Annotated in this window: 24 protein-coding genes; 19 read left to right on the forward strand and 5 right to left on the reverse strand. The window is 69.3% G+C overall.

Features of this window, described 5'->3' with window-relative positions; genetic code table 11:
• Positions 1–16: 16 nt before the first annotated feature.
• The 10 genes from argS (at position 17) to ACOEQ2_RS00410 (ending at position 11,161) form a co-directional block, all read left to right on the forward strand.
• Positions 17–1,822 carry an arginine--tRNA ligase gene (argS, locus tag ACOEQ2_RS00365; RefSeq protein ID WP_419729429.1) on the forward strand — a complete coding sequence of 602 codons (1,806 nt, stop codon included), beginning with the start codon at positions 17–19 and terminating at the stop codon, positions 1,820–1,822.
• Complete coding sequence (locus ACOEQ2_RS00370) at positions 1,819–2,646, forward strand: SPOR domain-containing protein (protein WP_419729430.1); 828 nt, start codon at positions 1,819–1,821, stop codon at positions 2,644–2,646. The genes argS and ACOEQ2_RS00370 overlap by 4 nt, the downstream gene beginning before the upstream one ends.
• A gap of 1 nt (position 2,647) precedes the next feature.
• Entirely contained in the window at positions 2,648–3,646 is a 999-nt protein-coding gene (gene nagZ / locus ACOEQ2_RS00375) for a beta-N-acetylhexosaminidase (RefSeq protein ID WP_419729431.1), read from the forward strand.
• The gene (locus tag ACOEQ2_RS00380; RefSeq protein WP_419729432.1) at positions 3,643–4,422 is read left to right on the forward strand and encodes a segregation and condensation protein A; all 780 of its coding nucleotides are present in this window, start codon (positions 3,643–3,645) and stop codon (positions 4,420–4,422) included. The genes nagZ and ACOEQ2_RS00380 overlap by 4 nt, the downstream gene beginning before the upstream one ends.
• Positions 4,419–5,030, forward strand: coding sequence for an SMC-Scp complex subunit ScpB (scpB, locus tag ACOEQ2_RS00385; protein ID WP_419729433.1), 612 nt, complete (start codon positions 4,419–4,421; stop codon positions 5,028–5,030). The genes ACOEQ2_RS00380 and scpB overlap by 4 nt, the downstream gene beginning before the upstream one ends.
• Before the next feature lie 51 nt (positions 5,031–5,081).
• Positions 5,082–5,705: a Sec-independent protein translocase protein TatB gene (tatB, locus tag ACOEQ2_RS00390; protein WP_419729434.1), complete on the forward strand. Its 624-nt coding sequence runs from the start codon at positions 5,082–5,084 to the stop codon at positions 5,703–5,705.
• A gap of 3 nt (positions 5,706–5,708) precedes the next feature.
• A complete protein-coding gene (gene tatC / locus ACOEQ2_RS00395; protein ID WP_419729435.1) occupies positions 5,709–6,506 on the forward strand; it encodes a twin-arginine translocase subunit TatC in 798 nt (265 codons plus the stop codon).
• Positions 6,506–7,774: a serine--tRNA ligase gene (serS, locus tag ACOEQ2_RS00400; RefSeq protein WP_419729436.1), complete on the forward strand. Its 1,269-nt coding sequence runs from the start codon at positions 6,506–6,508 to the stop codon at positions 7,772–7,774. Before tatC ends, serS begins: the two co-directional genes overlap by 1 nt.
• 172 nt (positions 7,775–7,946) lie before the next feature.
• Complete coding sequence (locus ACOEQ2_RS00405) at positions 7,947–9,464, forward strand: glycosyltransferase family 4 protein (RefSeq protein ID WP_419729437.1); 1,518 nt, start codon at positions 7,947–7,949, stop codon at positions 9,462–9,464.
• The gene (locus ACOEQ2_RS00410) at positions 9,461–11,161 is read left to right on the forward strand and encodes a glycosyltransferase family 4 protein (protein WP_419729438.1); all 1,701 of its coding nucleotides are present in this window, start codon (positions 9,461–9,463) and stop codon (positions 11,159–11,161) included. Before ACOEQ2_RS00405 ends, ACOEQ2_RS00410 begins: the two co-directional genes overlap by 4 nt.
• A 14-nt stretch (positions 11,162–11,175) precedes the next feature.
• Here the strand turns inward: ACOEQ2_RS00410 and ACOEQ2_RS00415 are convergent, their stop codons facing one another.
• Positions 11,176–12,078, reverse strand: a complete 903-nt coding sequence (locus ACOEQ2_RS00415; protein ID WP_419729439.1) for an ATP-binding protein — start codon at positions 12,076–12,078, stop codon at positions 11,176–11,178.
• Between the two features lie 106 nt (positions 12,079–12,184).
• Here ACOEQ2_RS00415 and yajC point away from each other — a divergent pair, with 106 nt between their 5' ends.
• Complete coding sequence (gene yajC / locus ACOEQ2_RS00420) at positions 12,185–12,568, forward strand: preprotein translocase subunit YajC (RefSeq protein WP_419729440.1); 384 nt, start codon at positions 12,185–12,187, stop codon at positions 12,566–12,568.
• Between the two features lie 50 nt (positions 12,569–12,618).
• Here the strand turns inward: yajC and ACOEQ2_RS00425 are convergent, their stop codons facing one another.
• On the reverse strand, positions 12,619–13,227 hold the full coding sequence (locus ACOEQ2_RS00425; RefSeq protein ID WP_419729441.1) for a superoxide dismutase: 609 nt from the start codon (positions 13,225–13,227) through the stop codon (positions 12,619–12,621).
• Positions 13,228–13,364: 137 nt separating this feature from the next.
• Between ACOEQ2_RS00425 and ACOEQ2_RS00430 the strand changes: the two genes are divergently transcribed.
• Both ACOEQ2_RS00430 and ACOEQ2_RS00435 read left to right on the forward strand, forming a co-directional pair.
• On the forward strand, positions 13,365–14,189 hold the full coding sequence (locus ACOEQ2_RS00430; RefSeq protein ID WP_419729442.1) for a squalene/phytoene synthase family protein: 825 nt from the start codon (positions 13,365–13,367) through the stop codon (positions 14,187–14,189).
• A gap of 144 nt (positions 14,190–14,333) precedes the next feature.
• Positions 14,334–14,711 carry a hypothetical protein gene (locus ACOEQ2_RS00435; protein ID WP_419729443.1) on the forward strand — a complete coding sequence of 126 codons (378 nt, stop codon included), beginning with the start codon at positions 14,334–14,336 and terminating at the stop codon, positions 14,709–14,711.
• A gap of 24 nt (positions 14,712–14,735) precedes the next feature.
• On the opposite strand, the gene uvrA is transcribed toward ACOEQ2_RS00435, so the two are convergent.
• On the reverse strand, positions 14,736–17,636 hold the full coding sequence (uvrA, locus tag ACOEQ2_RS00440; protein ID WP_419731286.1) for an excinuclease ABC subunit UvrA: 2,901 nt from the start codon (positions 17,634–17,636) through the stop codon (positions 14,736–14,738).
• A 167-nt stretch (positions 17,637–17,803) separates the two neighbouring features.
• Between uvrA and ssb the strand changes: the two genes are divergently transcribed.
• Positions 17,804–18,382, forward strand: a complete 579-nt coding sequence (gene ssb / locus ACOEQ2_RS00445) for a single-stranded DNA-binding protein (RefSeq protein WP_419729444.1) — start codon at positions 17,804–17,806, stop codon at positions 18,380–18,382.
• A 155-nt stretch (positions 18,383–18,537) separates the two neighbouring features.
• Complete coding sequence (locus ACOEQ2_RS00450) at positions 18,538–19,434, forward strand: fructose bisphosphate aldolase (protein ID WP_419729445.1); 897 nt, start codon at positions 18,538–18,540, stop codon at positions 19,432–19,434.
• Positions 19,435–19,482: 48 nt separating this feature from the next.
• Here the strand turns inward: ACOEQ2_RS00450 and ACOEQ2_RS00455 are convergent, their stop codons facing one another.
• Together ACOEQ2_RS00455 and wrbA are read right to left on the reverse strand one after the other, a co-directional pair.
• Entirely contained in the window at positions 19,483–20,124 is a 642-nt protein-coding gene (locus tag ACOEQ2_RS00455; protein WP_419729446.1) for a YceI family protein, read from the reverse strand.
• Positions 20,125–20,149: 25 nt separating this feature from the next.
• Entirely contained in the window at positions 20,150–20,749 is a 600-nt protein-coding gene (wrbA, locus tag ACOEQ2_RS00460) for an NAD(P)H:quinone oxidoreductase (protein WP_419729447.1), read from the reverse strand.
• A 98-nt stretch (positions 20,750–20,847) separates the two neighbouring features.
• Between wrbA and ACOEQ2_RS00465 the strand changes: the two genes are divergently transcribed.
• The 4 genes from ACOEQ2_RS00465 (at position 20,848) to ACOEQ2_RS00480 (ending at position 25,589) form a co-directional block, all read left to right on the forward strand.
• The gene (locus tag ACOEQ2_RS00465) at positions 20,848–21,438 is read left to right on the forward strand and encodes a DNA-3-methyladenine glycosylase (RefSeq protein ID WP_419729448.1); all 591 of its coding nucleotides are present in this window, start codon (positions 20,848–20,850) and stop codon (positions 21,436–21,438) included.
• A gap of 228 nt (positions 21,439–21,666) precedes the next feature.
• Positions 21,667–24,546 (forward strand): DNA gyrase subunit A, encoded by a 2,880-nt coding sequence (gene gyrA, locus ACOEQ2_RS00470; RefSeq protein ID WP_419731287.1) that lies wholly within the window; start codon positions 21,667–21,669, stop codon positions 24,544–24,546.
• Positions 24,539–25,078, forward strand: a complete 540-nt coding sequence (gene coaD / locus ACOEQ2_RS00475) for a pantetheine-phosphate adenylyltransferase (protein ID WP_419729449.1) — start codon at positions 24,539–24,541, stop codon at positions 25,076–25,078. The genes gyrA and coaD overlap by 8 nt, the downstream gene beginning before the upstream one ends.
• Entirely contained in the window at positions 25,065–25,589 is a 525-nt protein-coding gene (locus tag ACOEQ2_RS00480; protein WP_419729450.1) for a peptidylprolyl isomerase, read from the forward strand. The genes coaD and ACOEQ2_RS00480 overlap by 14 nt, the downstream gene beginning before the upstream one ends.
• The last annotated feature ends 18 nt before the right edge of the window (positions 25,590–25,607 follow it).

A 25,607-nucleotide genomic window follows, 5' to 3' on the forward strand; every position in this document is an offset into this window, starting at 1 on the left:
CCATGACGGGATCATCATGTCCGACAATCTGTTCGCGCTGTACCGGACCCGGGTGATCGAGGCGCTGGCCCGGATCGTGCCGGACCTGCCGCCGGAGATCGTGGCACGGGTCGAGGTGACGCCCACCCGCGAGGCGGCGCATGGCGACATGGCGACCAATGCGGCGCTGCTGGCGGCCAAGCCTGCACGCCGCAAACCCGCCGAGATCGCGGCCGAGCTGGCGGTGCTGCTGGCGGCGGGCGAGGGTGTGTCGCGCGCCGAGCCGGCCGGCCCCGGCTTCGTCAACATCACTTTGGCGCCGGCGACGCTGCAGGCGGTGCTGCCGGCGATCCTGCGCGAGGGGCGCGCGTATGGCGACAGCACGGTCGGGCAGGGCACCGTGGTGAACGTCGAATACGTGTCGGCAAATCCCACGGGACCGATGCATGTCGGGCACTGCCGCGGTGCCGTGGTCGGTGACGCGCTTGCCAACCTGCTGTCGAAGGCGGGTTACGGCGTGGTCAAGGAGTACTACGTCAACGATGCCGGGGCGCAGGTCGCGGCCCTCGCCTGGGTGGTGTACTGGCGCTACCTCGAGACGATCGGCACGCCGATGACCGAGGCCGAGTTCGAGGCGCTGGTGCCGGGCGGGGCGCTGCAATATCGCGGCGACTACCTGGTGCCGGTGGGGGCGGCACTCGCGCAGGCGCATGGCCCGGCGCTGGCCGATGCCGACCTGCGGGCCGCCGCACCGGACGCGTGGCTCGATACCGTGCGCGACTTCTCGCTCGACTGGATGCTGCGGATGATCCGCGAGGACCTGGCCCAGCTCGGCGTGGTGCACGACGTCTTCACGTCCGAGCGGGCGATCCTGGCAGCCGGCGCGGCAGACGCGGCGATCGCGCGGCTGGACCAAGCCGGGCTGCTCTACGAGGGCGTGCTGGAGCCGCCCAAGGGCAAGCAGATGGCCGACTGGGAAGCGCGGCCGCAGACATTGTTCCGGGCCACGCAGTTCGGCGACGATGTCGACCGGCCGCTGCGCAAGTCTGACGGCAGCAACACCTATTTCGCCAACGATATCGGCTATCACGGCGACAAGATCGCCCGCGGCGCCGACGTGTTGGTCGACGTGCTGGGGGCCGACCATGGCGGCTACGTCGCCCGCATGAAGGCGGCGGTGAGAGCGATCGCGCCGTCGTATGCACCGGACCGGCCGATCGGCTTCGAGGCGGTGATCTGCCAGATCGTGCACGTGATCAAGGACGGCCAGCCGGTGCGCATGTCCAAGCGCGCCGGCACCTTCGTGACCCTGCGCGACCTGCTCGACGAGGTCGGCCGCGACGCGGTGCGCTTCACCATGCTGACCCGCAAGCCGGACGCGCAGATGGAGTTCGACCTCGATCTCGCGGTGGCGCAGACGCGCGACAACCCGGTGTTCTATGTGCAGTACGCGCACGCGCGATGCCGGTCGGTGCTGCGGGCCGCCGCCGAGCAGCCGGAGCTCGGTCCGGTGGATGCCGAGTCGCTGGCCGGGGTGGCCTTGGACACGCTCGACAGTGACGCGGAGCTCGCGCTGATCCGCCGGCTGAGCCACTGGCCGCGACTCGTGGAAAGCGCCGCCGAAGCGCGCGAGCCGCACCGGGTTGCGTTCTATCTCAACGATCTCGCCGGCGATTTTCATATGTTGTGGAACCGCGGGCGCGACGATGCCACTCTCCGTTTCCTGCAGGCGGGACGGCCCGAGGAGACCCGCGCCAAGCTCGCGCTGGTGGAAGCCACCGCCGGCGTGATCCGCTCCGGCCTGGCGGTGCTCGGCGTCGAGCCGGTCGAGGAGATGCGATGAACGAACCTGAAGCCGACCTCACCGACCGCCGCCGGCCCCCGGGGATCGATCCCGGCACCAAGCTGCTGGCGATGTTCGCGGGCGGCATCGGCACGCTGCTGGTGGTGGTGGTCGGCGGCTGGTCGCTGCTCGGGCATCACCAGGGCGGCGGCATTCCGGTGGTCGAGCCGCCATCCGGGCCGGTGCGGGTGAAGCCGGTCGATCCGGGCGGCATGCAGCTGATGGGCGGGCAGGCCATGTCCGCCAGCAGCGGCTCCACCGCTCAGGCCCTGGCACCGGGTCCCGAGGCGCCGGCGCCGGAGGCGTTGCAGCAGGAGGTCGATGCCGCACGGCAGGCCGACGCGCCGCCGAAGCCGGCAGCCGTGCCGCCGCCCGTTGCGCCAGCGGCCCCGGCGCCTGTCGTGGTCCCGGCTGCACCTCAACCTCCATCAGCAGCTGCGGCACTGCCAGCCACGCCCGCGCCCGACGCCGCACCGGCAGCCGTGACGGCAGCGCCGGCGGCCAGCCAGCCGGTTCACGCCACCGCGGCGACACCGCCTGCGACGGACGGCGCCGCGCCGGCTGCCGTGCCCCCGCCACACGGTCCGCAGGTTCAGCTTGCGGCACTCGATACCGAGGCGGCGGCGCAGGCGGAGTGGATCCGTCTGACCCGTGAGGCTCCGGGCCTGTTTGCGGGCCGCCACCCGGCGATCGTGCGCGCGAGCCGTGGCGGGCGGGAGTTCTTCCGCCTCCGTACCGGCGGTTTTGCGACCCTCGCCGAGGCGACGGCGTTCTGCGGTCATGCCAGGCAGGCACGTGTGGCCTGCACGCTCGCCGATTTCTGACATGACGCCGCAGCCCCGGGCCGCGATCGTCGGCATCTCCGGCCCGATCCTGACCGATGAGGAACGTGCGCTGTTCTCAGCAGCGCCGCCGACCGGACTGATCCTGTTCAAGCGCAACATCAGGGACGGTGCGCAACTCTCTGATCTTGTGGCATCGCTCCGGGCAACGGTTCCCGGCGTGCTGTTGATGGTGGACCAGGAGGGCGGCCGCGTGGCGCGGCTTCGGCCGCCATGCTGGCGCGCGCATCCGGCGGCGGGCGGGATCGGCGACCTGTTCCGTCGCCACCCCGAAGCCGGCCTCCGGGCGGCGTTCCTGACCGGAGCGCTGATCGGCACGGATTGCAACGATGCCGGCTTCGACGTGGTGTGTGCGCCGGTGCTGGACCTGCAGGTGCCCGGCGCCGACGCGGTAATCGGCGACCGCGCCTATGGCGCTGATCCTGCGAACGTGGCCGTGCTGGCTCGGGCCGTGGCAGAGGGGCTGCTGGCTGCCGGCATCCAGCCCGTCGGCAAGCATGCACCCGGACATGGCCGCGCCACACTGGACAGCCACCTGGCACTGCCGGAGCTCGAGGATGTCGACGAGGCGGACCTGGTGCCGTTCCGCGCCAACGCCTGGCTGCCCTGGATGATGACCGCGCATATCCGGTATCGGCGTCTCGACCCGCACGCTCCGGCAACGCTCTCGCGCACCGTGCTGGACGAGGTTGTCCGAGGGCGGATCGGTTTCGCCAACCTGCTGGTGTCGGACGACCTGGCCATGCACGCCGTGTCCGGCGATCCCGGCATGCTGGCGGTGGCAAGCCTCGCCGCCGGCTGCGACCTGGCGCTGCATTGTTCGGGCGTGCTGGCGGAAACCCGGTCGGTGCTTCATGCGGTGCCGGCCCCGGATGCGGCAGCCCGGACCCGGCTCGTGGCGGCGGCTGCGATGGCGCGTCGCCGCCGGGTGGAGCTCGATGCGGCTGCGATGTCGATCGAGCGGGACGCGTTGCTGGCATGAGCGAGAGCTCCAATCCGGCCCCGATGCTGCAGCTGGACGGGTTCGAGGGCCCGCTCGACCTGCTGCTCGAGCTGGCCCGGACGCAGAAGCTCGACCTCGCCGCGATTTCGATCCTGCAGCTGGTCGAGCAGTATCTGGCGGCGGTCGAGCAGATGCGCCTGGTCAGGCTGGAGATCGCCGCCGACTGGCTGGTGATGGCGGCCTGGCTCACCTGGCTGAAATCCCGGCTGCTGCTTCCCGATGACGAGACCGCAGCCGAGGAGGGCGAGGAGGCGGCGGAGCTGCTGCAGGCGCGGCTTCTGGAACTGGCGCGGGTTGGGCGTGCGGCGGAGTGGTTGCAGGCCCGGCCGCAGCTGGGGCGTGAGGTGTTCCGCCGCGGCGCGCCCGAGGATCTGCGCGAGATCGACCGCAGCGGCCTGTCGCTCGATCTCGGCCAGCTGCTCAGCGCCTACCTCGCCACCTGTCGTCGCACCGCCCGCCGCCGCGTGTATCGCCCCAGGCCGCCGACGTTCTGGAGCGTGCAGGATGCGCTGCTGCGCCTGCAGGCGATGCTGGGCGACGGCTTCACCGGATGGTGCGCGCTCGAGCGGTTCCTGCCGGTGGCCGGGCCTGCATCGGGGGAGCGCCAGGTCCGGGCGGCGCTGGCCGGCACGCTGCTCGCCGGGCTCGAGCTGGCCCGGAGCGGGACGCTGGAGGTTCGCCAGGACGAGCAGTTCGGTCCGATCCTGCTGCGGCGGCCTGCGCCGATGGCCTCCGCCGACGTGGTTCCGGCATGAGCCTGCCGACGCAAGACCATGGGCTTGCCTGCCGGTTGCTGGAGGCGCTGGTGTTCGCGTCCGCCGAGCCGGTGACGGAACGGGCGATCGCCGAGTTGCTGGTGGCGCAGGGCGTGCTGGACGAGCGGCACCAGGTCGGCGCGATCATCGAGCAGGTGCGGGCGGCCAGCGAAGGTCGCGGCGTGACGCTGGTGCAGGTTGCGGGCGGCTGGCAGTTCCGCACCGCAGCCGACCTGGCACCGCGCCTGACCCGGGTGATCGAGCGGCCGCGCCGGCTGCCCCGTTCGGCGATGGAGACGCTGTCGATCGTCGCCTACCACCAGCCCTGCACCCGGGCCGAGATCGAGACGATCCGCGGTGTGTCGCTCAGCCAGCAGACGCTCGACCTGCTGCTGGAGGCGTCACTGATCGTGCCGAAGGGTCGCAAGGAGGTGCCCGGGCGGCCGACCCTGTGGGGCACCTCGCAAGAGTTCCTGGAGCGTTTCGGCCTTGCCGCCCTGGGCGACCTGCCGCGTCGCGAGGAACTGCTGGCCGAGCTGCCGGTGATCCCGGTGGATGAACCGTCCCCGCCGGATCAGCACACGCCGGATCACCAGGCGGATAGCTGACCGGGCAAGGCCGTGTTAGTGACCGACGACTGATTTTAAGCGCTGGAACAGATGTTCGACTTCGCCTGGTCCGAGATCGCGCTCATCGGCGTCGTGGCCCTGCTCTTCATCGGGCCCAAGGACATGCCGGTGGCGATCCGCACCATCACCAACCTGCTGAAGAAGGGCCGCAAGCTCGCGGGCGAGTTCCAGACGCACGTGGACGAGATGGTCCGCGAGGCCGATTTCGGCGAGGCCCGCGACCAGCTCCGCCAGTTGCGCTCGTTTAACGTGCGCGGCCAGATCATGAAGGCGCTCGACGAGGACGGCTCGCTCAAGCGCACCCTGCAGCAGAAGCCGTTCGATAACGTGCCGGCGGGACCCCGCATCGCGCCCCCGACGCAATCCACCCCCACCGACGCGCCGGTAATGCTGCCACTTGCCGAGCCGCTGAACGGCGACACCATCCAGGCCCGGCCGGTACTCGGGACGCCGACTTCGGGCCGCTCCTGGATCACCGCGCGGGCGGTCCCGGAACCATCGGCGGAGGACGAGACGCTGATCGCGGCGGATCCGGCACCCAGCATCCTGCCGCCGCAGATCGCCAGGCGGCTCCGTATCGAGCGGTCGCAGCCGCTGCCGCCGAGCTTCGTGCCGCCGCGTCCCGTGCACCCCCGCGCTGTCCGGGGCGCCTGACCCATGTCCGGAGACGGTTCCCTGAAGGAAGATCCGATCAAGGACCAGGCGATGCCGCTGCTCGAGCATCTGGTCGAGTTGCGCCGCCGGCTGCTGTGGTCGGCCATCGCCTTCGCCGTGGCCTTCCTGTTCTGCTACCACTTCTCGTCGCGGATCTACCTGTTCCTGGCGCAACCCCTGGCGCACATCATGCGGCAGAAGGGCGAGCAGCCACATCTCATATATACGGCGCTCTATGAGGCGTTCTTCACCTACATCAAGGTAGCGTTCTTCGGCGCGTCTTTCCTTTCCTTTCCGGTGGTTGCGACGCAAGCCTGGATCTTTGTCGCACCCGGGCTCTACCGCAGCGAGAAGCGCGCCTTCCTGCCGTTCCTGATCGCCACGCCGGTGCTGTTCCTGGCCGGTGCTGCGCTGGCATATTATTTCGTATTTCCATTTGCCTGGCGGTTCTTCCTCAGCTTCCAGACGAACACCGGCCCTGATCAGTTGCAGATCGAGTTGCAGGCCAAGGTGAGCGAATACCTCGCCCTGGTGATGAAGCTCATCATGGCGTTCGGGATCGCCTTCGAATTGCCTGTGGTTCTTACTCTTTGTGCCAAGGTGGGGCTGGTGACATCGGCCGGCCTGAAGAAGGTGCGTCGCTACGCCTATGTCGGCGCCTTCGTGGTCGCGGCGATCCTGACGCCACCGGACATCATCACCCAGACCGGGCTCGCGGTGCCGCTGATCGCGCTCTACGAGATCTCGATCTTCACGGCGCGGCTGGTCGAAGCCAAGCCGGTCGCCGACGAGGACATCTGATGCACGACATCCGGGCGCTGCGGGACGACCCCGCCGGCTTCGACGCGGCCCTGGCGCGACGCGGGCTGCCACCGGTGGCCGACATGCTGATGCGGCACGACGAGGTCCGGCGGCGCGCGCTGACCCGGCTGCAGGAGCTGCAGGCGCGGCGGAACGCGCTGTCGAAGGAGATTGGGCAGGCGCGTCGGAACGGCGAGGGGTCCGCGGAGCTCGAAGCCGGCTCCGTGGCCTTGAAGACCGAGATGGAGGCCCTGCAGCAGCAGGCCGAAACCGAGGATGCCTGGCTGCTATCCGCCTTGGCCGAGTTGCCCAACCGGCTCGATCCCGATGTTCCGGACGGGCGCGACGAGACCGCCAACCTGGTGGTGCACGAGCGCGGCGTCCGGCGGGAATACGGGTTCGAGCCGAAGCAGCATTACGAGCTCGGCGAGGCGCTCGGGCTGATGGATTTCGCGGCCGCCTCGAAGCTGTCCGGCAGCCGCTTCGTGGTGCTCCGCGGCGGCCTTGCGCGGCTGGAGCGGGCGCTCGGCCAGTTCATGCTCGACCTGCATGTCGAGGAACACGGCTATGTCGAGCATGCCGTCCCGCTGCTGGTGAACGAGGCGGCGATGTACGGCACCGACAAGCTGCCGAAATTCGCCGACCAGTCCTTCGCCACCACCGACGGCCGCTGGCTGATCCCGACCGCCGAGGTGCCGCTGACCAGCCTGGTGGCCGGCGAGATTCTGCCCGAGAAGAGCCTGCCGCGGCGGGTCACCGCCCTGTCCGCGTGCTTCCGCAGCGAGGCCGGGGCGGCCGGGCGCGACACCCGCGGCATGCTGCGCCAGCACCAGTTCATGAAGGTCGAGCTGGTGTCGGTGGTCGCACCCGAGGAGAGTGCCGCCGAACACGAGCGCATGACGCGAGCCGCCGAGACCGTGCTGGACCGTCTCGAGCTGCCGTACCGGCGGATGCTGCTCTGTGCCGGCGATACCGGTTTCGGCGCCGCCCGGACCTACGACCTCGAGGCCTGGCTCCCCGGACAGCAGGCGTGGCGCGAGATCAGCTCCTGCTCGAACACCCGCGACTTCCAGGCCCGCCGGATGAACGCCCGGCTGCGGCGCGACGCCGGCGGACCGCCCGAGTTCGTGCACACGCTGAACGGGTCCGGGGTTGCGGTGGGGCGGGTGCTGATCGCGGTCATGGAGACCTACCAGCGGGACGACGGCCGCATCGACGTTCCGGAAGTCCTGCGGCCGTATCTGCGAGGCTGCGAGGTCATCGGCTAGGCCGAACCGGGGCGGTGGAGGGCGCGCACGCCTCCATCGCCCCACGTGGTCCGAAAGCGCCGTGATCGAACCGGTCCCCGAACCCGGCCGTGAGGGTCCCGGACGTTGCCTGCAGCGGTTTGACGCGCGATGCGGCGCATGTTTCCTGCGCCCTCGACGTGAAGAGGCAGGAATGGAGCAGGCATCCGCGATCTGGATCGACGTCGAGGACCTGTTCCACTATGTCGGCCACAACGCCAGGTTGAGCGGGATCCAGCGGCTCACGTATGAGCTCTACACGGTCCTGGAGCAGCAGGCAGCGGGCGGCAGACCGGTCGGCTTCGTGCGCATCGACGCGCGGACCGATGCGTTCACGGTGGTCGCCTGGGAGCAGGTGCGGGGACTGTGCCACGCGCTCACGGTGTCGCATCCGGTGCCCGAAGCGCAGCCGGCCGGCAGCATGGTCAGGGTTCGGCGTCGCAGCCGTGGCATCGCGGTCGCGCTGCAGCGCCGGTTGCCCGCGGCGGCAGGGGTGAGGTTCGGGCATTTCTGCGCCCAGCAGACGGCCGCCCTGCGCGCACTCATGGAGCTGCGGCGGGCAAGCCGGACGGGCAGGCCGGCAGGTCGCGATGACGTGGCAACGGCGGCTTCGGGATACGCGCCGACGGCGACCGCGGGGTCCGGACACGCATCGGCGGAACTGCCGGTCGGCCGGCCCCTCCGCGACGTGGCGCGTCCCGGCGACTGGCTGCTGTCGCTGGGTGCGGCGTGGCACAGGGTTGATTACGGGCAACTCCTGCAGCGGGCGCGAACCGATCTCGGCGTCAGGACCGGCCTGCTGTTCTATGACCTGATCCCGCTGCGACGCCCCGAATGGTGCCACCAGAAGCTGGTGCAGAGCTTCGGTCGCTGGTTCGACGGCGTCATGCCGCATGCCGACGCCATCTTCGCGATCTCCGAGGCCACGGCCCAGGATGTCGGCAGCTATCTGGAGCAGCGTGGCAAGACGCCGGTGCGGCCGATCCGGACGATCCCGGTCGGCACCGGCTTCCCCGCTTCCACGGCGGCGCTCGGCGGCGAGGCCGCCCGCATCCCGGCGCGCAGGTTGCCGGCGCCGGGCAGCTACGTGCTGTTCGTCTCGACCATCGAGGCCCGCAAGAACCACGCTCTGATGTTCCAGGTCTGGCGGCGGATGGCGCAGGAGCTGCCGCCGCACGAGGTGCCGACGCTGGTATTCGCAGGTCGTATCGGGTGGCTGGTCGCGGACCTGATGCTGCAGATCGCCAACACCAACTACGTCGACGGCAAGCTGCAGATCATCGAGGATCCGTCCGACGCGGTGCTGATCCGGCTCTACCAGGGGTGCCTGTTCACCGTGCTGCCGTCATTGTTCGAGGGCTGGGGGCTGCCGGTGACCGAGAGCCTGGCCGCCGGCAAGCCGTGCGTGATCTCCAACCTGACGGCGCTGCCGGAAGCCGGTGCGGGCCTGGCACGGCTGATCGACCCGTTCGACTTCAACGACGCCTACCGGGTGATCCTGGACACGGTGCGCGATCGCGACGGGCTGGCGCGCTGGGAGCAGGAGGTCAGGTCGCGGTTTCGGCCGGTGAGCTGGGAGCGATCGGCGCGGGCCCTTCTGGATGGTCTCGATGCCCATGAGGCTGCGATGCGGGACCACCCGGTCGCCGTCGATCGGGAGGTAGCACCGTGAGCGCGTTTCCGGACCCGGCCGCACAACTGGCGCCAGGGCACGCCCGGGAGGTCGCGTCGGAGCGGCCGCGCGTGTGGTTCGACGTCGAGGACCTGTTCCACTTCGCCGTCCGCAACGCCCGCCCGACCGGTATCCAGCGGGTCTGCTTCGAGATCTACCAGGCGGCGATGGCGGACCCCGCGATCGCCAGGCGGATCGGCTTCGTGCGCCACGCCACCGCCGAACGCGGCTTCGTCGAGGCACACTGGTCCGAGCTCGAGATGCTGTTCCGCCGCGTGACGGAACGCGGGCTGCCGGCGCGCTCGCGGGGGAAGCTCGAGCCGGCATCGGCACATCTGCCCGGGGCCGGTGCGCGCGCGGGGCTATCCGACGCGGCCACCGAGGACGCAGAGGCGGACTGGTTGCAGCGCCGATCCGGGCGATGGCTCGCACGGTCGGTGGCAATGATGCCGGAGCGGCTCCGGCGTCCGGCACTCCTGTTCACGGTGTTGCAGGCGCGGGCGATCGCCTCCCTGTCGGGGACCGCCACCGCCACGGCCGGGGCGGTCGTGCGACGGAGCGGTCGGACCGGACGTCGTGGTCTGGTCAGGCTCAGGCGATTGCTTCCCGGCCTTGACGGTCCCGGGGTGCCGCTGCACGGACCATCCGGACCCGGTCTCGCGCACGAGGGCCGGCCGCCGCGCCGGCTGCCCGACATCGCCCGCCGCGGCGACGTCCTGGCGGTGCTCGGCTCGCCCTGGTTCGATCTCGATTATGCGGAGCTCGTGGGCCATGCCTGCGGGAGGCTCGGGATGCGCGTGGCGGTGCTGGTGCACGACGTGATCCCGGTGCGCCGCCCGGAATGGGTCGATCGTGGCACCACCCGGGTCTATCGGGACTGGTACACCTCGGTGCTGCCGCTGGCGGACCTGGTGTTCGCCAACTCCCGGGCCACGGCGGCCGACCTGACTGCCTGGTGCAGGCGCGACGCCATCGTGCTGCGTGCGCCGGTGCAGGCACTGCAGCTGGGCACCGGGTTCGGCGCCGGCTCGATCATGGGCACGCCTGCCGGGACGACACCGGCTGCCCCTGCGGTTCCTGCCGTGCCTGTGGTGCCCGTGCTGCCTGTGGTGCCCGTGCTGCCTGCGGCGCTGGCTACCGCGCTGGGGAGCCGGTCGTACGTGCTGTTCGTCTCGACCATCGAAGCGCGCAAGAACCACATCCTGCTGTTCCGCGTCTGGCGCCGCCTGCTCGAGGAGATGGCGCCGGACCGGGTGCCCGACCTGGTGTTCGCCGGCAGGGTCGGCTGGATGGTGTCCGACCTGATGCAGCAGATCGAGAACAGCCGCAGCCTGGATGGCCGGCTGCACGTGGTCGAGGGGCTCGATGATCGTGAGCTTGCAGCCGTGTATGCCGGCTGCCGGTTCACCGTGTTCCCGTCGCTCTACGAGGGCTGGGGGCTGCCGGTGAGCGAGAGCCTGGCGCTGGGCAAGCCGTGCGTCGCCTCGAACGCCACGTCGCTGCCGGAGTCGGGAGGCGGGCTGGCGCGATATTTCGACCCAACCGACCTGAACGACGCCTACCGGGTAATCCGCGCGACGATCGAGGACGCGGCCGGGCTGGCGGGCTGGGCGCAGGACGTGCAGCGCAGCTTCCAGCCGGTCGCCTGGCGCGAGACGGTCATGGCGATGTTGGCAGGGCTCGACCGCCTCGGCTGAGCGCGGCCGCTCGCTCAGCCGGGGCTGCGGGCGGTCTGGTCGGCCTGCTGCAGGACCCCGGTCAGGTCCTCGATGAATTGCCAGGCTACGCGGCCGGAGCGGGCGCCGCGGCCGATCGACCAGGCATTCGCCTCCGCATGCAGGCGCTGGGGATCGATCCGGAGCCCGCGATCGGCGGCGTAGGCGTCCACCATGGCGAGGTAGGTCGGCTGGTCGACGTTGTGGAAGCCGATCCACAGCCCGAAGCGATCCGACAGCGAGATCTTCTCCTCGGTCGCCTCCGACGGGTTGATCGCCGTGGCCTGCTCGTTCTCGACCATGTCGCGCGGCATCAGGTGCCGGCGGTTGCTGGTGGCATAGAACAGCACGTTCGCCGGCCGGCCGCGGATGCCGCCATCGAGCACCGACTTCAGCGCCTTGTAGTCGGCATCCTCGCGCTCGAACGACAGGTCGTCGCAGAACAGCAGGAACCGCCGCGGCCGGCCGCGCAACAGGTCGAGCAGGGCGGGCAGGCTGGCCAGGTCGTCGCGCTGGATCTCGACCAGCACCAGACGCTGCGCCGGAGCGGTGGAGGCGCCGAGGGCCGCATTCACCGCGGCATGCACGGCCTTCACAAGGGAGGATTTGCCCGTGCCGCGGGCACCCCACAGCATCGCATTGTTGGCGGGCAGGCCGGCGGCGAAGCGCTCGGTGTTCTGCATGACCAGGCGGCGCTGGCGATCGATGCCGTGCAGCAGGTGCAGCGCCACCCGCGAGACCTCCGCCACCGGGTCGAGCCGGCCGTCACGCGGCGCCCAGATGAAGGCGTCGGCTTGGTCGAGGTCCTGGGCGACAGGCGGCGAGGGGGTTAGCCGCTCGAGCGCATGGGCGATCCGGTCGAGTACGGGGAGCAAAGTTTGCGGCGACGACGGATCCATTGGGCGCGTGCTTCCTTGACGAACGGGCGGCGAAACCTATGGTCCGCGGCATGCGGCCGCAACCTGTCCCGCACAACCTGCTTCCATCCGTCCGGATCCCCTTCCCATGACCCTGCTGATCTCGCCCGCCTATGCCCAGGATGCCGCTGCAGGTGCCGGGCCGCTCGGCAGCCTCGGAGGGGTCGTGCAGATCCTGCCGTTCATCCTGGTGTTCGCGGTATTTTATTTCCTGCTGATGCGGCCGCAGCAGCAGCGCCAGAAGCAGCTCAAGGCGACCGTGGCGGCGCTGAAGCGGGGCGATAGGGTGGTCACCGCCGGCGGCATCCTCGGCGTGGTGCAGAAGGTGCGCGAGGGGTCGTCGGAGATCGAGGTGGAGATTGCCACCGGCGTCCGGGTGATGGTGCTGCGCGACACCATCAGCTCGGTACTGGGCGATGTGCCGCCGGCAGCGAACGATTCCGTCCCCGAGAAGCGGCCGGCGAAGCTCTGAGCCAGGCCGGGGCCGCAGGTCGCGGCCCCGGGTCTAGCAGTCCCGGTCGATCAGGCCGACTTCAGCTGGGCGTCGGCGAACTCGTAGTTGGCGAGCTTGTCGAGGAAGTTGGTGACGTAGTCGGGGCGCTTGTTCTGGAAGTCGAGGTAGTACGAGTGCTCCCACACATCCAGGCCGAGCAGCACCTTGCCGGCATCCTCGGCGAGCGGGTTCGAGCCGTTCGGCGTCTTGGTCACCTTCAGCTTGCCGTCGGTGCCGACCACCAGCCAGGCCCAGCCGGACCCGAACTGCGTGGTGGCAGCGGTCTTGAACTGCTCCTTGAAGGCCTCGACGCTGCCGAAATCGGCGGTGATCTTGCTCTCGAGGCTGGTGGGGATGGTGCCGCCGGCGGGCGACAGGCCCTGCCAGAACAGGATGTGGTTCCAGTGCTGCCCGGCATTGTTGAACACCGGCGCCATGTCGGCCTTGCCGTGGCTGAGCTTGATGATCTCGTCGAGCGACTTGCCCTGCAGCGCCTCGTTCTTCTCGACGAAGCCGTTAAGCGCCGTGACGTAAGCCTGGTGGTGCTTGCCGTGATGCAGCTCGAGGGTCTGCTGGCTCATGCCGCGGGCGGCGAGGGCATTGGGCTGGTAGGGCAATGCCGGCAGTTCGAAGGCCATGCGAGGTTCTCCTGGGGTGGGATGCGAAGGCGTTGCCGCACAGGATGCGGGTCGCCGGTCGCCGGGACGTGCTGGAGAGCTATGAGCGGCGACCTGCCTCGTCAACCCGCGGGACGTGACGGTTTGCAGGTGGCGGCATGACCGCGGGCACGCTCGACCAGAGTGGATCGTGCCTCGAGATCGCCCGGCGCGCCGACCCGGACCGGTTCCTGACGGCGTTGTTCGCGCCACCCCGGCACCGCCCGGCGCTGTGCGTGCTGATCGCCTTCAACCATGAGCTGGTGCGAGCGGTGGAGATGCCGTCGGCCCGCTCCGGCGCCGGCCCGATCGCCACCCTGATCCGGCTGCAATGGTGGCGCGAGGTGGTGCAGGACAGCCGCGCGGACTGGCGCAACCACGAGGTCGCGGAGCCGCTGCACGGGCTCGTTGCGTCGGGCGCGGTGCCGGCGGCGACGCTGCTTCGGATGATCGACGCACGTGAGGCGGAGGCGGAGGGGTTCGAGACGATCGCCGACTGGCGGGGCAGCCTGCTCGGCGGCGCGGGCGGGCTGCAGCAGGCGATCGGCGAGGTGCTGGGGGTGGAGGCGGTGCTCGGCGGGCGGCTGGCTGCGGTCGGGGCGGCGTATGCGGTGGGCGCGCTGATCCGGCACCTGCCGGCCATGATCGGATCCGGACATCTCCGGCTGCCGGAGGAACTGGTGGAGGCGGCCGGACCCGCCGCCGTGCCTGGCGTTCCTGGCGCGCAGATGGTCGAGGCGCTGCATCCGGCGCTGCTGCGGGAGGGCGGCATCCTGCGCAACGAGGCAGGACGGTTCCGCCTACCGCGTGAGCGGCTTGCCGCCGTGTTGCCGCTCGTGCTGGCGCGTCGCGACCTGTCGCGCGCACCGGACCTCCCGGTGGCGGGTCGGGGATTCGGCGACCGCCTGGCGGTGCTCGGCACCTACATGATCGGCCGTGTCTGAGCCCTCTCAGCCGTCCGTCCGGTTTATCTTCCGTTCATGACTGCTGCTTATGGTCACGTCAGGCGGGAGAAGAGGTACGGATCCGATGAATGACCTGACGGTGCTCGCGAAGTGGTCCGGGCTGGATGCTGGCATGCCGTCTCGATGAGGGTCGCTCAGGCCGCGAGCCTCGTCCAGGCCGACAAGCTCTCAATGGCCACGCTGTGGACCTTCACGACGACTGCCGAGCGCATCCAGATCGCCCTGATCCTGGGACAGCCGACACAACTTCCCATCGCCAACACCCCACCGATGGACGCCTGGCTGACGCTCGACCGGACGCAACGAACCCTCGTGCTGAGGCTCTCCCCGCTCTGGATGAGCGAGTTGCTGTCGGCATCGGCACCCGAGCAGACCGCGGATCCGCCGAGAATCCGCCGCCGGCGCAGGCGATTACGGGCTCGGCCCGGACCGACGCAGCAGGAACCGACGCCGGCCGAACTGCCATCCGGCACGCCATTGGAAACCCGCTATTGCTGGTGACCGGTGCCTGCAGCAGGCGCCCTCTCAGGCCCGTTTGCGCTTGCGGCTCGGCTCCCGGGCCGGCAGCAGAGGTGCGAGGAAACGTCCGGTGTGACTGCCCGCGGCGGCTGCGATGTCCTCCGGCGTGCCGACCGCCACGATGCGGCCACCGCCATCGCCGCCCTCAGGGCCGAGATCCAGCACCCAGTCGGCGGTCTTGATGACCTCGAGGTTGTGCTCGATCACCAGCACCGTGTTGCCCTGGTCGACCAGTGCGTGCAGCACCTCGAGCAGCTTGCGCACGTCCTCGGTGTGCAGGCCGGTGGTTGGCTCGTCGAGGATGTACAGCGTGCGGCCGGTGGCGCGACGGGCCAGCTCCTTCGACAGCTTGACCCGCTGCGCCTCGCCGCCGGACAGCGTGGTCGCCTGCTGGCCGAGCTTCACGTAGCCGAGCCCGACCTGCTGCAGGATGGTCAGCCGGTCGCGGATGCGGTTGGCGGCCGAGAAGTACGGCACCGCCTCGTCGACGGTCATGTCGAGCACGTCGGCGATCGAGTGCCCCCGGAACTTCACCTCGAGGGTTTCGCGGTTGTAGCGCTTGCCCTTGCAGGTGTCGCAGGTGACGAACACGTCGGGCAGGAAGTGCATCTCGATCTTGAGCACGCCGTCGCCCTGGCAGGCCTCGCAGCGGCCGCCCTTCACGTTGAAGCTGAAGCGGCCCGGCTTGTAGCCGCGCGCCTTGGAGTCCGGCAGCTCGGCGAACCAGTCGCGGATCGGCGCGAACAGGTCGGTGTAGGTGGCCGGGTTGGAGCGCGGGGTGCGGCCGATCGGCGACTGGTCGATGTCGATGATCTTGTCGAGATGCTCCATGCCGTCGATGCGCTCGTGCGGCGCCGGCACCTCGCCGGACCCCATCAGGCGACGGGACAAAGCCTTGTACAGCGTGTCGATCACCAGAGTGGACTTGCCGCCGCCGGACACGCCGGTGATGCAGGTGAAGGTGCCGAGCGGGAAGCCGGCGCTGACGTTCTTCAGGTTGTTGCCGGTGGCGTTGATCACCTTGACCTGGCGCTTCGGGTCGATCGCGCGCCGCTGCGCCGGCACCTCGATGCGGCGGCGGCCGGACAGGTAGGCGCCGGTCAGGCTGTCCGGGCTTGCCGCGACCTCGTCCGGGGTGCCGTGGGCGATGACGTTCCCGCCGAGCACGCCTGCGGCAGGACCCATGTCGATCAGGTAGTCGGCGGCGCGGATCGCCTCCTCGTCATGCTCGACCACGATCAGCGTGTTGCCAAGGCGCTTCAGCCGGTCGAGCGTGCCGAGCAGCCGCTCGTTGTCGCGCTGGTGCAGGCCAATCGAGGGCTCGTCCAGCACGTACAGCACGCCGGTCAGGCCGGAGCCGATCTGGCTGGCCAGCCGGATGCGCTGGCTCTCGCCGCCGGATAGGGTGGCCGAGCCGCGCGACAGGGTCAGGTAGTCGAGCCCGACATCGTCGAGGAAGCGCAGCCGGTCGAGGATCTCGCGCAGGATGCGGCGGGCGATCTCGGCGCGTTGCGGGGTGAGGGTGGCCTCGACGGTGGCGAACCAGTCCAGCGCGCGGCGGATCGGCAACTCGGACGCGTCGGCGATGGTGTGGCCGGCGATCTTCACCGACAGCGCCTCGGGACGCAGCCGCGCACCGTTGCAGACGTGGCAGGGCTTCTGCGACTGGTAGCGCGACATCTCCTCGCGGACCCAGGCGCTGTCGGTCTCGGTGTAGCGGCGCTGCAGGTTCTTGAGCACACCCTCGAAGGCCTTGTTCACCTTGTACGAGCGCTTGTCGTCCTTGTAGGTGAACTCGACCGGCTCCTCGGTGCCGTGCAGGACGGCGTCTCGCACCGGCACGGGTAGGCCTTCCCAGGTCACGGTCATCGAGCTGCGGAAATGCCGCATCAGGCTCTGCAGCGTCTGGATGTAGTACGGGCTCTGGCTGCCGTTCCAGGGGGCGACGGCGCCGGCGGCCAGGGTGAGGTTCTCGTCCGGCACCACCAGATGCGGGTCGAAGAAGTTCTCGACGCCGATGCCGTCGCAGGCCGGGCAGGCGCCCTGCGGCGCGTTGAAGCTGAACAGCCGCGGCTCGATCTCCTCGAGCGTGAAGCCGCTGACCGGGCAGGCGAACCGGGATGAGAATACCGTGCGGACCGGATCCTCCTCGCCGCGGACGACCTCTTCGGCGTACACGACGCCGTCGGCGAGGGCGAGCGCCTGCTCGAAGCTGTCGGCGAGGCGGCTTTCCAGCCCCTCCTTCACGACGATCCGGTCGACCACCGCCTCGACGGTGTGCTTGAGCTTGCGGTTCAGGTTGGGGACGTCGGCGATCTCGTACAGCGTGCCGTCGACCTTGGCGCGGGTGAAGCCCTTGCGCGCCAGGTCGGCCAGCTCCTTGCGGTACTCGCCCTTGCGATCCTTGATGATCGGCGCCAGCAGCATCAACCGGGTGCCGTCGGGCATCGCCATGACGCGATCGACCATCTGGCTGACCGTCTGCGCCTCGATCGGCAGGCCGGTGGCGGGCGAGTACGGGATGCCGGCGCGTGCCCACAGCAGGCGCATGTAGTCGTGCACCTCGGTGATGGTGCCGACGGTCGAGCGCGGGTTGCGGCTGGTGGTCTTCTGCTCGATCGAGATCGCCGGGGAGAGGCCCTCGATCGAGTCGACGTCGGGCTTGCCCATCAGCTCCAGGAACTGGCGGGCGTAGGCGGACAGGCTTTCGACGTAGCGGCGCTGGCCCTCGGCGTAGATGGTATCGAAGGCGAGCGAGGACTTCCCCGAGCCGGACAGCCCGGTGATGACCGTCAGCTGGTCACGCGGGATGTCGACATCGATGTTCTTGAGGTTGTGCTCGCGCGCACCACGCACGCGGATGGCGGCGTTCCCCGTCCGGATCCCGACGCCGTCGGACACCCCCATCACCGCACTCCTTTTTGCCAATCCGGTATCCTCGTTCATACTATGTTCTTGTTCCGCAGCGATAGTGCGGCGCGTAAACAGGCGGACCTCTACCCCACTCCCGTTCGAGTGCGGGAACGCGCCGGCCCCCGTGGAGGGTCCGGCCCTCGGGAAGACAGGAAGTTGCGATGGCCGGCAGCGTCAACAAGGTGATCCTCGTGGGGAATCTGGGAAAGGACCCGGAGGTCCGGAACGCCCAGAACGGCAGCAAGATCGTGACCTTCTCGCTCGCGACGACCGAGAACTGGACCGACAAGGCCTCGGGCGAGCGCAAGGAAAAGACCGAGTGGCACCGGGTGGTGGTGTTCAACGAGCGCGTTGCCGACATCGCCGAGCGGTTCCTGCGCAAGGGTCGCAAGGTCTATGTCGAGGGCTCGCTGACGACCCGGAAATGGACCGACCAGTCCGGCGTCGAGAAATATACCACCGAGGTGGTGATCGACCGCTTCCGCGGCGAGCTCACTCTCCTCGATTCCGGCCGGAACGAGGAAGCCGGCGGTGATGGCGGCTACGGCGGTGGCGGCGGCGGTGGTGGCGGTGGTGGCGGCGGCGGGTATGGCGGCGGATCGCGTCCCGCCACACCGGCGCGTGGCGGCCGGCCCGGCGGTGGCGGCGCGCCTGGCCCGAGTGGCGGTGCCGGCGGCGGTGGCGGTTCGGGCGGATGGGAGCCGTCCGGTGGGGATCTGGACGACGAGATCCCGTTCTAGCTGCAGGATGCGTCGCCCGGACATGATCCCGCGGCCCCGATGCGACGAAAGTGCCTGGAACTCTGGCGTCATGCCGATACTCTGGTCGTCGTGCGGGCAATGGCCGGACCGGGCATGAACTCGGTCGGAACCTGTCGCAGGAGAGGAAAACGAGCATGGCCGACGACAAGATGATGGCGCAGATCTCGGAAAAGGGCGGCTTCATCGCGGCCCTCGACCAGAGCGGCGGCTCGACGCCGGGCGCACTGCGCGCCTACGGCATCCCGGAGACCGCCTATAGCGGCGACGAGGAGATGTTCCGGCTGGTGCACGAGATGCGGGTGCGCATCATGACCGCGCCGGCGTTCTCGGGCGACAAGGTCATCGCTGCGATCCTGTTCGAGGCGACGATGGACGGGCTCGTCGAGGGTCAGCCGACGTCGGCCTACCTCTGGGAGAAGCGCGGCATCGTGCCGTTCCTCAAGGTCGATAAGGGCCTGCAGCCGGAACAGGACGGCGTCAGCCTGATGAAGCCGATCCCCGGGCTCGACGACCTGCTGGCGCGTGCGGTCAAGCTCGGCGTGTTCGGCACCAAGGAGCGCTCGGTCATCAACCTGGCGTCGGAGACCGGGATTGCCGCGATCGTGGCGCAGCAGTTCGAGCTGGCCGAGCAGATCAGCGCGCACGGGCTGATCCCGATCCTGGAGCCGGAGGTGCTGATCAAGAGCCCGGACAAGGCCGGCGCGGAGGCGATCCTGCGCGACGAGATCGCCCGTCACCTGGACGCGCTTCCCGCCGGCCGCAAGCTGATGCTGAAGCTGACCATCCCGGAGATCCCGGACACCTACGCGTCGTTGATCGCGCATCCGGCAGTCGTCCGTGTTGTGGCGCTGTCGGGCGGCTACGAGCGCAGCGATGCCTGCCGGCGTCTGGCAGCCAACCACGGCATGATCGCCAGCTTCTCGCGCGCGCTGATCGACGGTCTGCAGCATTCGATGACCGACGCGGAGTTCGACGCGACGCTCGGCCACGCGATCGACGAGATCTACACGGCCTCGACCGTCAAGGCCTGAGTCCGACGACCGCGCCGCGCACCTCCACGATGTGCGGCGCGGGCTGGATCAGCTCTTGAGTTCGAACGCGCCGGCGATGGTCAGCTTGACCACGTCGCCGACCAGCGGGACGTATTTGGTCACCCCGAAGGCGCTGCGCTTGATCGTCCCGGTCGCCTCGAAGCCGACGGTGTACTGCTTGTCGAGCGGGTTCACGCCGGCACCGACGAAGCGCACGTTCAGCGTCTCCGGCTTCGTCACGCCATGCAGCGTGAAATTGCCCACCACCTTCGCGGCATCCCTGCCCACCGGTGTCACGCTGGTCGACACGAAGGTCGCGTCGGCGAACTGGCCGGCATCGAACCAGTCGGCGCCCTTGAGCTCGCCATCCAGCTTGGTGCTGGTGGTCTGCACCGAGTCGATCGGGATGGTCACGCTCAGCGACGACGCGGCCGGCTTCGAGGGGTCCAGCGTCAGGGTGCCGGATGCGTTGGAGAACACCCCCGAGTAGTAGCTGAAGCCGAGATGCAGCAGCGTGAACCCGACCTGGGTGTGGGTAGGCTCGATGCTGTAGGTCCCGGCCTTGACGGTGCTGGTGTCGTGCGAGGCGCTCTGCGCGACGGCCGCGGGGGCGAAGGCCGAGGCGGCAAAGGCCGAGACGGCGAGTGTTGCGGCCAAGGCGATGGTCGGTCTGGTCATGTGTCTGGACATCCGGATCTGTTGGGGGTGCCGCGGTTCAGGCGGAAAGCTTGGCGGCGAGCTTTGCCACGTGGGCGCCGAGGAAGCGCGCACCATCGAGCTCGTTGCCGCTGACTGGACGCGAGCCGTCGCCGCCGGCCAGGGTCGAGGCGCCGTAGGGGGTGCCGCCGGACACTTCGCTGAGCGTCAGCTGGCCCTGGAACGAATACGGCAGGCCGGCGACGACCATGCCGTGATGGATCAGGTTGGTGAGGATGGAGATCAGCGTGGTCTCCTGGCCACCATGCTGGCTCGCGGTCGAGGTGAAGGCGGCGCCGAGCTTGCCGACCAGCGCGCCCTTCATCCACAGCCCGCCGGTGCGGTCGAAGAAGTTCGCCATCTGCGAGGACATGCGGCCGTAGCGGGTGCCGGTGCCGACGATGATCGCGTCGTAGTGGGCGAGCTCATCCGGCTCGGCGATCGGTGCCGCCTGGTCGAGCTTGAAGTGGCTCGAGCGGGCGACCTCGTCGGGGACCAGCTCGGGGACGCGCTTGACGTCGACGGTGGCACCCGCCTCGCGCGCACCGTCGGCGATGGCGCCGGCCATCGTCTCGATGTGGCCATAGGACGAGTAGTAGAGAACCAGGATCTTTGCCATTCGGGTCGCTTCTCGGTCTCGGGGTGATTGCTGGGTTGCACCATGCGGCCCGTCCGAGGCCACGAAAACAGAAACCTTCGAAAGGTGCCGTTTCGTCGATGGAGGTATCAATCGCTTCGGCGCAGCGGGCTCCGCTGTCGATCTCGGTCTTCGGGTGGGCGGCGCCGGAGCTGGCGCGGCGGCTCATCGGCGTGATCGTGCTGGTGGATGGTGTCGGCGGCCAGGTGGTCGAGACCGAGGCGTACGATCACCAGGATCCGGCGTCGCACAGCTTCGGTGGCCAGACCAGGCGCAACACCGCGATGTTCGGGCCGCCGGGGCAGGCCTACGTGTATCGCTCGTACGGGCTGCACTGGTGCCTCAACCTGGTGTGCGGAACCGTTCCCGGCAGTGCGGTACTGATCCGGGCGTTGCAGCCCGAACACGGCCTGGATGCGATGCGGGCGCGCCGGGGTGCGGTGCGCGATCGCGATCTCTGTCGGGGGCCGGGGCGCCTGTGCCGGGCACTGGGGGTGACCGGTGCGCTGGATGGCTCGCCGCTCGCAGCGCCGCCGTTCGCGTTGCTCGATCGGGAGGACGTGCCGGACATCGCGGTCGGGCGACGGATCGGCATCACCCGGGGGATCGACGCGCCCTGGCGGTTCGGCCTTGCAGGGTCACGCTTCCTCAGCCGGCCGATGACGGGCTGACCGGGTGTGGTTCCGTGGCAATCGGGCGCGTGCTAGACATGCTGACTCGACGCGCCGGCTGGAGCGTTGCCATCACCTTTCGCACCCGTTCGGGCTGCCGGCGCGCTCCGCGTTCCGGCAGAACCGGGGCGGTGCCTGACTGACGGATCCCAATTGAGCGACAGACCCGAACCACCGGATCTCGAAACCGAAGACCTGGGATCACAGGAGGGCGGCCCCCCGGACGACATGCCTCCCGGCGATCCGCCCGCATCCGGCGGCGGTGGTCCGTCCGGCATGGTTCCGGTCGATATCGAGACGGAGATGCAGACCTCCTATCTCGCGTATGCGATGTCGGTGATCGTCAGCCGCGCGCTGCCCGACGTCCGCGACGGGCTGAAGCCGGTGCATCGCCGCATCCTTTACGGCATGCGCGAGAGCGGCTTCACGCCGGACAAGCCGTATCGCAAGTCGGCCCGCGCGGTCGGCGACGTGATGGGTAAGTACCATCCGCACGGCGACAGCTCGATCTACGACGCCATGGTGCGCATGGCGCAATCCTGGTCCATGCGGGTCAAGCTGATCGACGGGCAGGGCAATTTCGGCTCGGTGGACGGCGATAGCCCGGCGGCGATGCGCTACACCGAGGCCCGCATCGCCAAGGCGGCGATGTTCCTGCTCGACGACATCGACCGCGACACGGTCGATTTCCAGCCGAACTACGACGAGAGCGAGGAGGAGCCGAAGGTTCTTCCCGCCGCCTTCCCGAACCTGCTGATTAACGGCGCGTCCGGCATCGCGGTCGGCATGGCGACCAACATCCCGACACACAACCCGGGCGAGATCATCGACGCCACGCTGGCGCTGATCGCCGAGCCGGACCTGTCGCTCGACCAGCTGATGAAGATCGTGCCGGGCCCGGATTTCCCGACCGGCGGCATCATCCTGGGACGCTCCGGTATCCGCTCGGCGTACGAGACCGGCCGCGGCTCGATCATGATCCGCGCGCGCGCCGAGATCGAGGACATCCGGCGCGACCGCAAGGCGATCGTGATCAACGAGATCCCCTACCAGGTCAACAAGTCGACGCTGCAGGAGAAGATCGCCGAGCTGGTGCGGTCCAAGACCGTCGAGGGCATCAGCGACATCCGCGACGAAAGCGATCGGTCGGGGATGCGCATCGTCATCGAGATCAAGCGCGAGGCGACGCCCGAGGTGGTGCTGAACCAGCTCTACCGCTTCACCCAGCTGCAGACCTCGTTCGGCGTCAACATGCTGGCGCTGGATAACGGCCAGCCGCGGCTGATGGGGCTGAAGGACGTGCTGGTCGCGTTCATCGTGTTCCGCGAGGAGGTCATTCTCCGGCGCTCGCGGTTCGAGCTGAACAAGGCGCGCGACCGCGGGCATCTGCTGGTCGGGCTGGTGCTGGCGGTGGCCAACATCGATGCGGTGATCGCGCTGATCCGCGGCTCGCCGGATGCGGCGACGGCGCGTGAGGCGCTGATGGCACGCGCCTGGGACGCAGCCGAGATCGAGCCGCTGCTGTCGCTGATCCACGACGAAGGCAACGTGGTGATCGACGGCCAGGTGCACCTGACAGAGGCGCAGGCACGCGGCATCCTGGAGCTCAGGCTGCAGCGCCTGACCGGGCTCGAGCGCGAGAAGATCACCAGCGAACTCAACGATGTGGCAACACGCATCAACGAGCTGCTGGAGATCATCGGCAGCCGGCCGCGGCGGTTGGAGGTGATCCGCGACGAGCTGGCCGAGGTGAGGGCGGAGATCGCCACGCCGCGGATGACCGAGATTTCGGAGATCGCCGGCGACCAGACCGACGAGAGCCTGATCGAGCCGGGCCAGATGGTGGTCACCATCACCCGCGACGGCTTCATCAAGCGCACGCCGCTGGAGACCTTCCGGGCGCAGAATCGCGGTGGGCGCGGGCGGACGGCGTCGGGCCGGCGGGGTGACGACATCATCACCCGCAGCTTCAATGCGCATACCCACCAGTGGGTGCTGTTCTTCTCGTCGGGCGGCAAGGCGTTCCGGGAAAAGGTGTGGCGGCTACCGGAAGCCAGCCCGACGGCCAAGGGTCGGGCGCTGATCAACCTGCTGCCGGAGCTGGGTGGCGACTCGATCACCACGGTGCTGCCGCTGCCGCAGGATGAGGGATTGTGGGAGGCGCTGCACCTGGTGTTCGCCACCGCCAGCGGCAACGTGCGGCGCAACCGGTTGAGCGACTTCAAGAACGTGCGCGCGTCGGGCCTGATCGCGATGAAGCTCGACGAGGGCTGGGGCGAGCATGGCGACCGGTTGATCGGCGTCGCGACCTGCCGCGAGGGCCAGGACGTGATGCTGGCGACCCGGCTCGGGCGCTGCATCCGGTTCCAGATCAACGACGACATCCTGAGGGTGTTCGCCGGGCGCGACAGCACCGGCGTGCGCGGCATCCGGCTGGCCGAGGGTGACGAGGTCAACAGCCTGGCGGTGCTGCAGCATGTGCAGGCCGATGTCGCCGAGCGCGCCGGGTATCTGCGGATGGCGGTGGCCAAGCGCCGCACCGAGACCACGCCGGAGGATACCGAGGCGGCGGTCGCCGAGATCGAGAGCGAGGCCGAAGCGGGCGAGGAGGGCGAGGCGGTTGCCACCACCCTGGCGCCTGACCGGTTTGCCGAGCTCGAGGCGGGTGAGGAGATCCTGCTGACGGTCACCAATGGTGGCTTCGGCAAGCGCACCTCGGCCTACGACTACCGGGTCAGCGGCCGCGGCGGGCTCGGCATCGCCAACGTGGTGCTGGCGCCGCGCAACGGTACCGCGGTGGTGGCGACGCTGCCGGTGCTGCACGGCACCGACGTCATGCTGGTGACCGACGTCGGCCGGCTGATCCGGGTGCCGGTGGACCAGGTCCGCATCACCGGGCGCTCGTCGATGGGGGTGACGTTGTTCCGGCTCGGTGGAACCGAGAGGGTCACCAGCGTCTTTCCGGTGCTCGAGGATGAGGTTCCGGAGGCGGAAGGAATGACTGCAGAGGCTATCCCGCCAGCTGTGGAGGGTTCGGAGGTGGAACCCGGTGTCGAGCCCGACCTGGACGCAGATCCGGCGGCGCCTACGGAGGAAGACGATGCCTGACAAACTGCCGCATGTCGGCCTCTACCCGGGCACGTTCGACCCGATCACCCGTGGCCATCTCGACGTCATCGCGCGCGGTGCGCGGCTGGTCGAGCGGCTGGTCATCGGGGTGGCTGCCAACGTTGGCAAGCAGCCGCTGATGGGGCTCGAGGAGCGGGTCGAGTGCGTGACCCAGGAAGTCGCGCCGATCGCACTCGATACCGGCACGCCGATCGAGGTGGTGGGGTTCGACAACCTGCTGGTGCAATGCGCCCGGCAGAACGGCGCGAACGTGATCATCCGGGGGCTTCGCGTGGTCACCGACTATGACTACGAAACGCAGATGTTCGGCATGAACCACAGGCTCGATCCCGGCATCGAGACGGTGTTCCTGATGGCGACCGAGCGTTACCAGTTCATCTCCTCACGCCTGGTGAAGGAGATCGCGCAGCTCGGCGGCGACATCACGTCGTTCGTGCCGAGCTTCACCCACAGCCGGATCATGGTCCGGCTGCGTAATTCGTCGAAGGAAATCCAGAATGTCCGAGACTGACGCCACGGCCGGCACCCCTGCGGGCCATACGGCAGCCGCCGACGACACCATCCATCTCGAGCTCAAGACCGGCACCGTCACCATCAAGCTACGACCCGACCTGGCGCCGCTGCATGTCGAGCGCTTCCGCACGCTGGCGGCGGAAGGCTTCTACGACAACGTCGTCTTCCACCGGGTGATCGACGGCTTCATGGCGCAGAGCGGCGATCCGACCGGCACCGGCACCGGCGGCAGCCAGCTGCCCGACTTGAAGTCCGAGTTCACCACCAAGGCGAAGTTCGTGCGCGGCACGCTGGGTGCGGCCCGCACCGCCCACCCGCACAGCGCCAACAGCCAGTTCTTCATCATGTTCGCGCCGGCGCCGAGCCTTGATGGGCAGTACACCATCTTCGGCGAAGTGGTTGACGGCATGGAGCTGGTCGACCAGATCAAGCGTGGCGCGGGCGGGAGCGGCATGGTATCCGACCCCGATCGCATCGTGAAAATGCGCCCGGCCTCCGCCAGCGCCTGAACACGACCCGGAGAACGA

The sequence above is a fragment of the Lichenicola sp. genome (genome assembly GCF_965198575.1).
GTDB lineage: Bacteria > Pseudomonadota > Alphaproteobacteria > Acetobacterales > Acetobacteraceae > Lichenicola.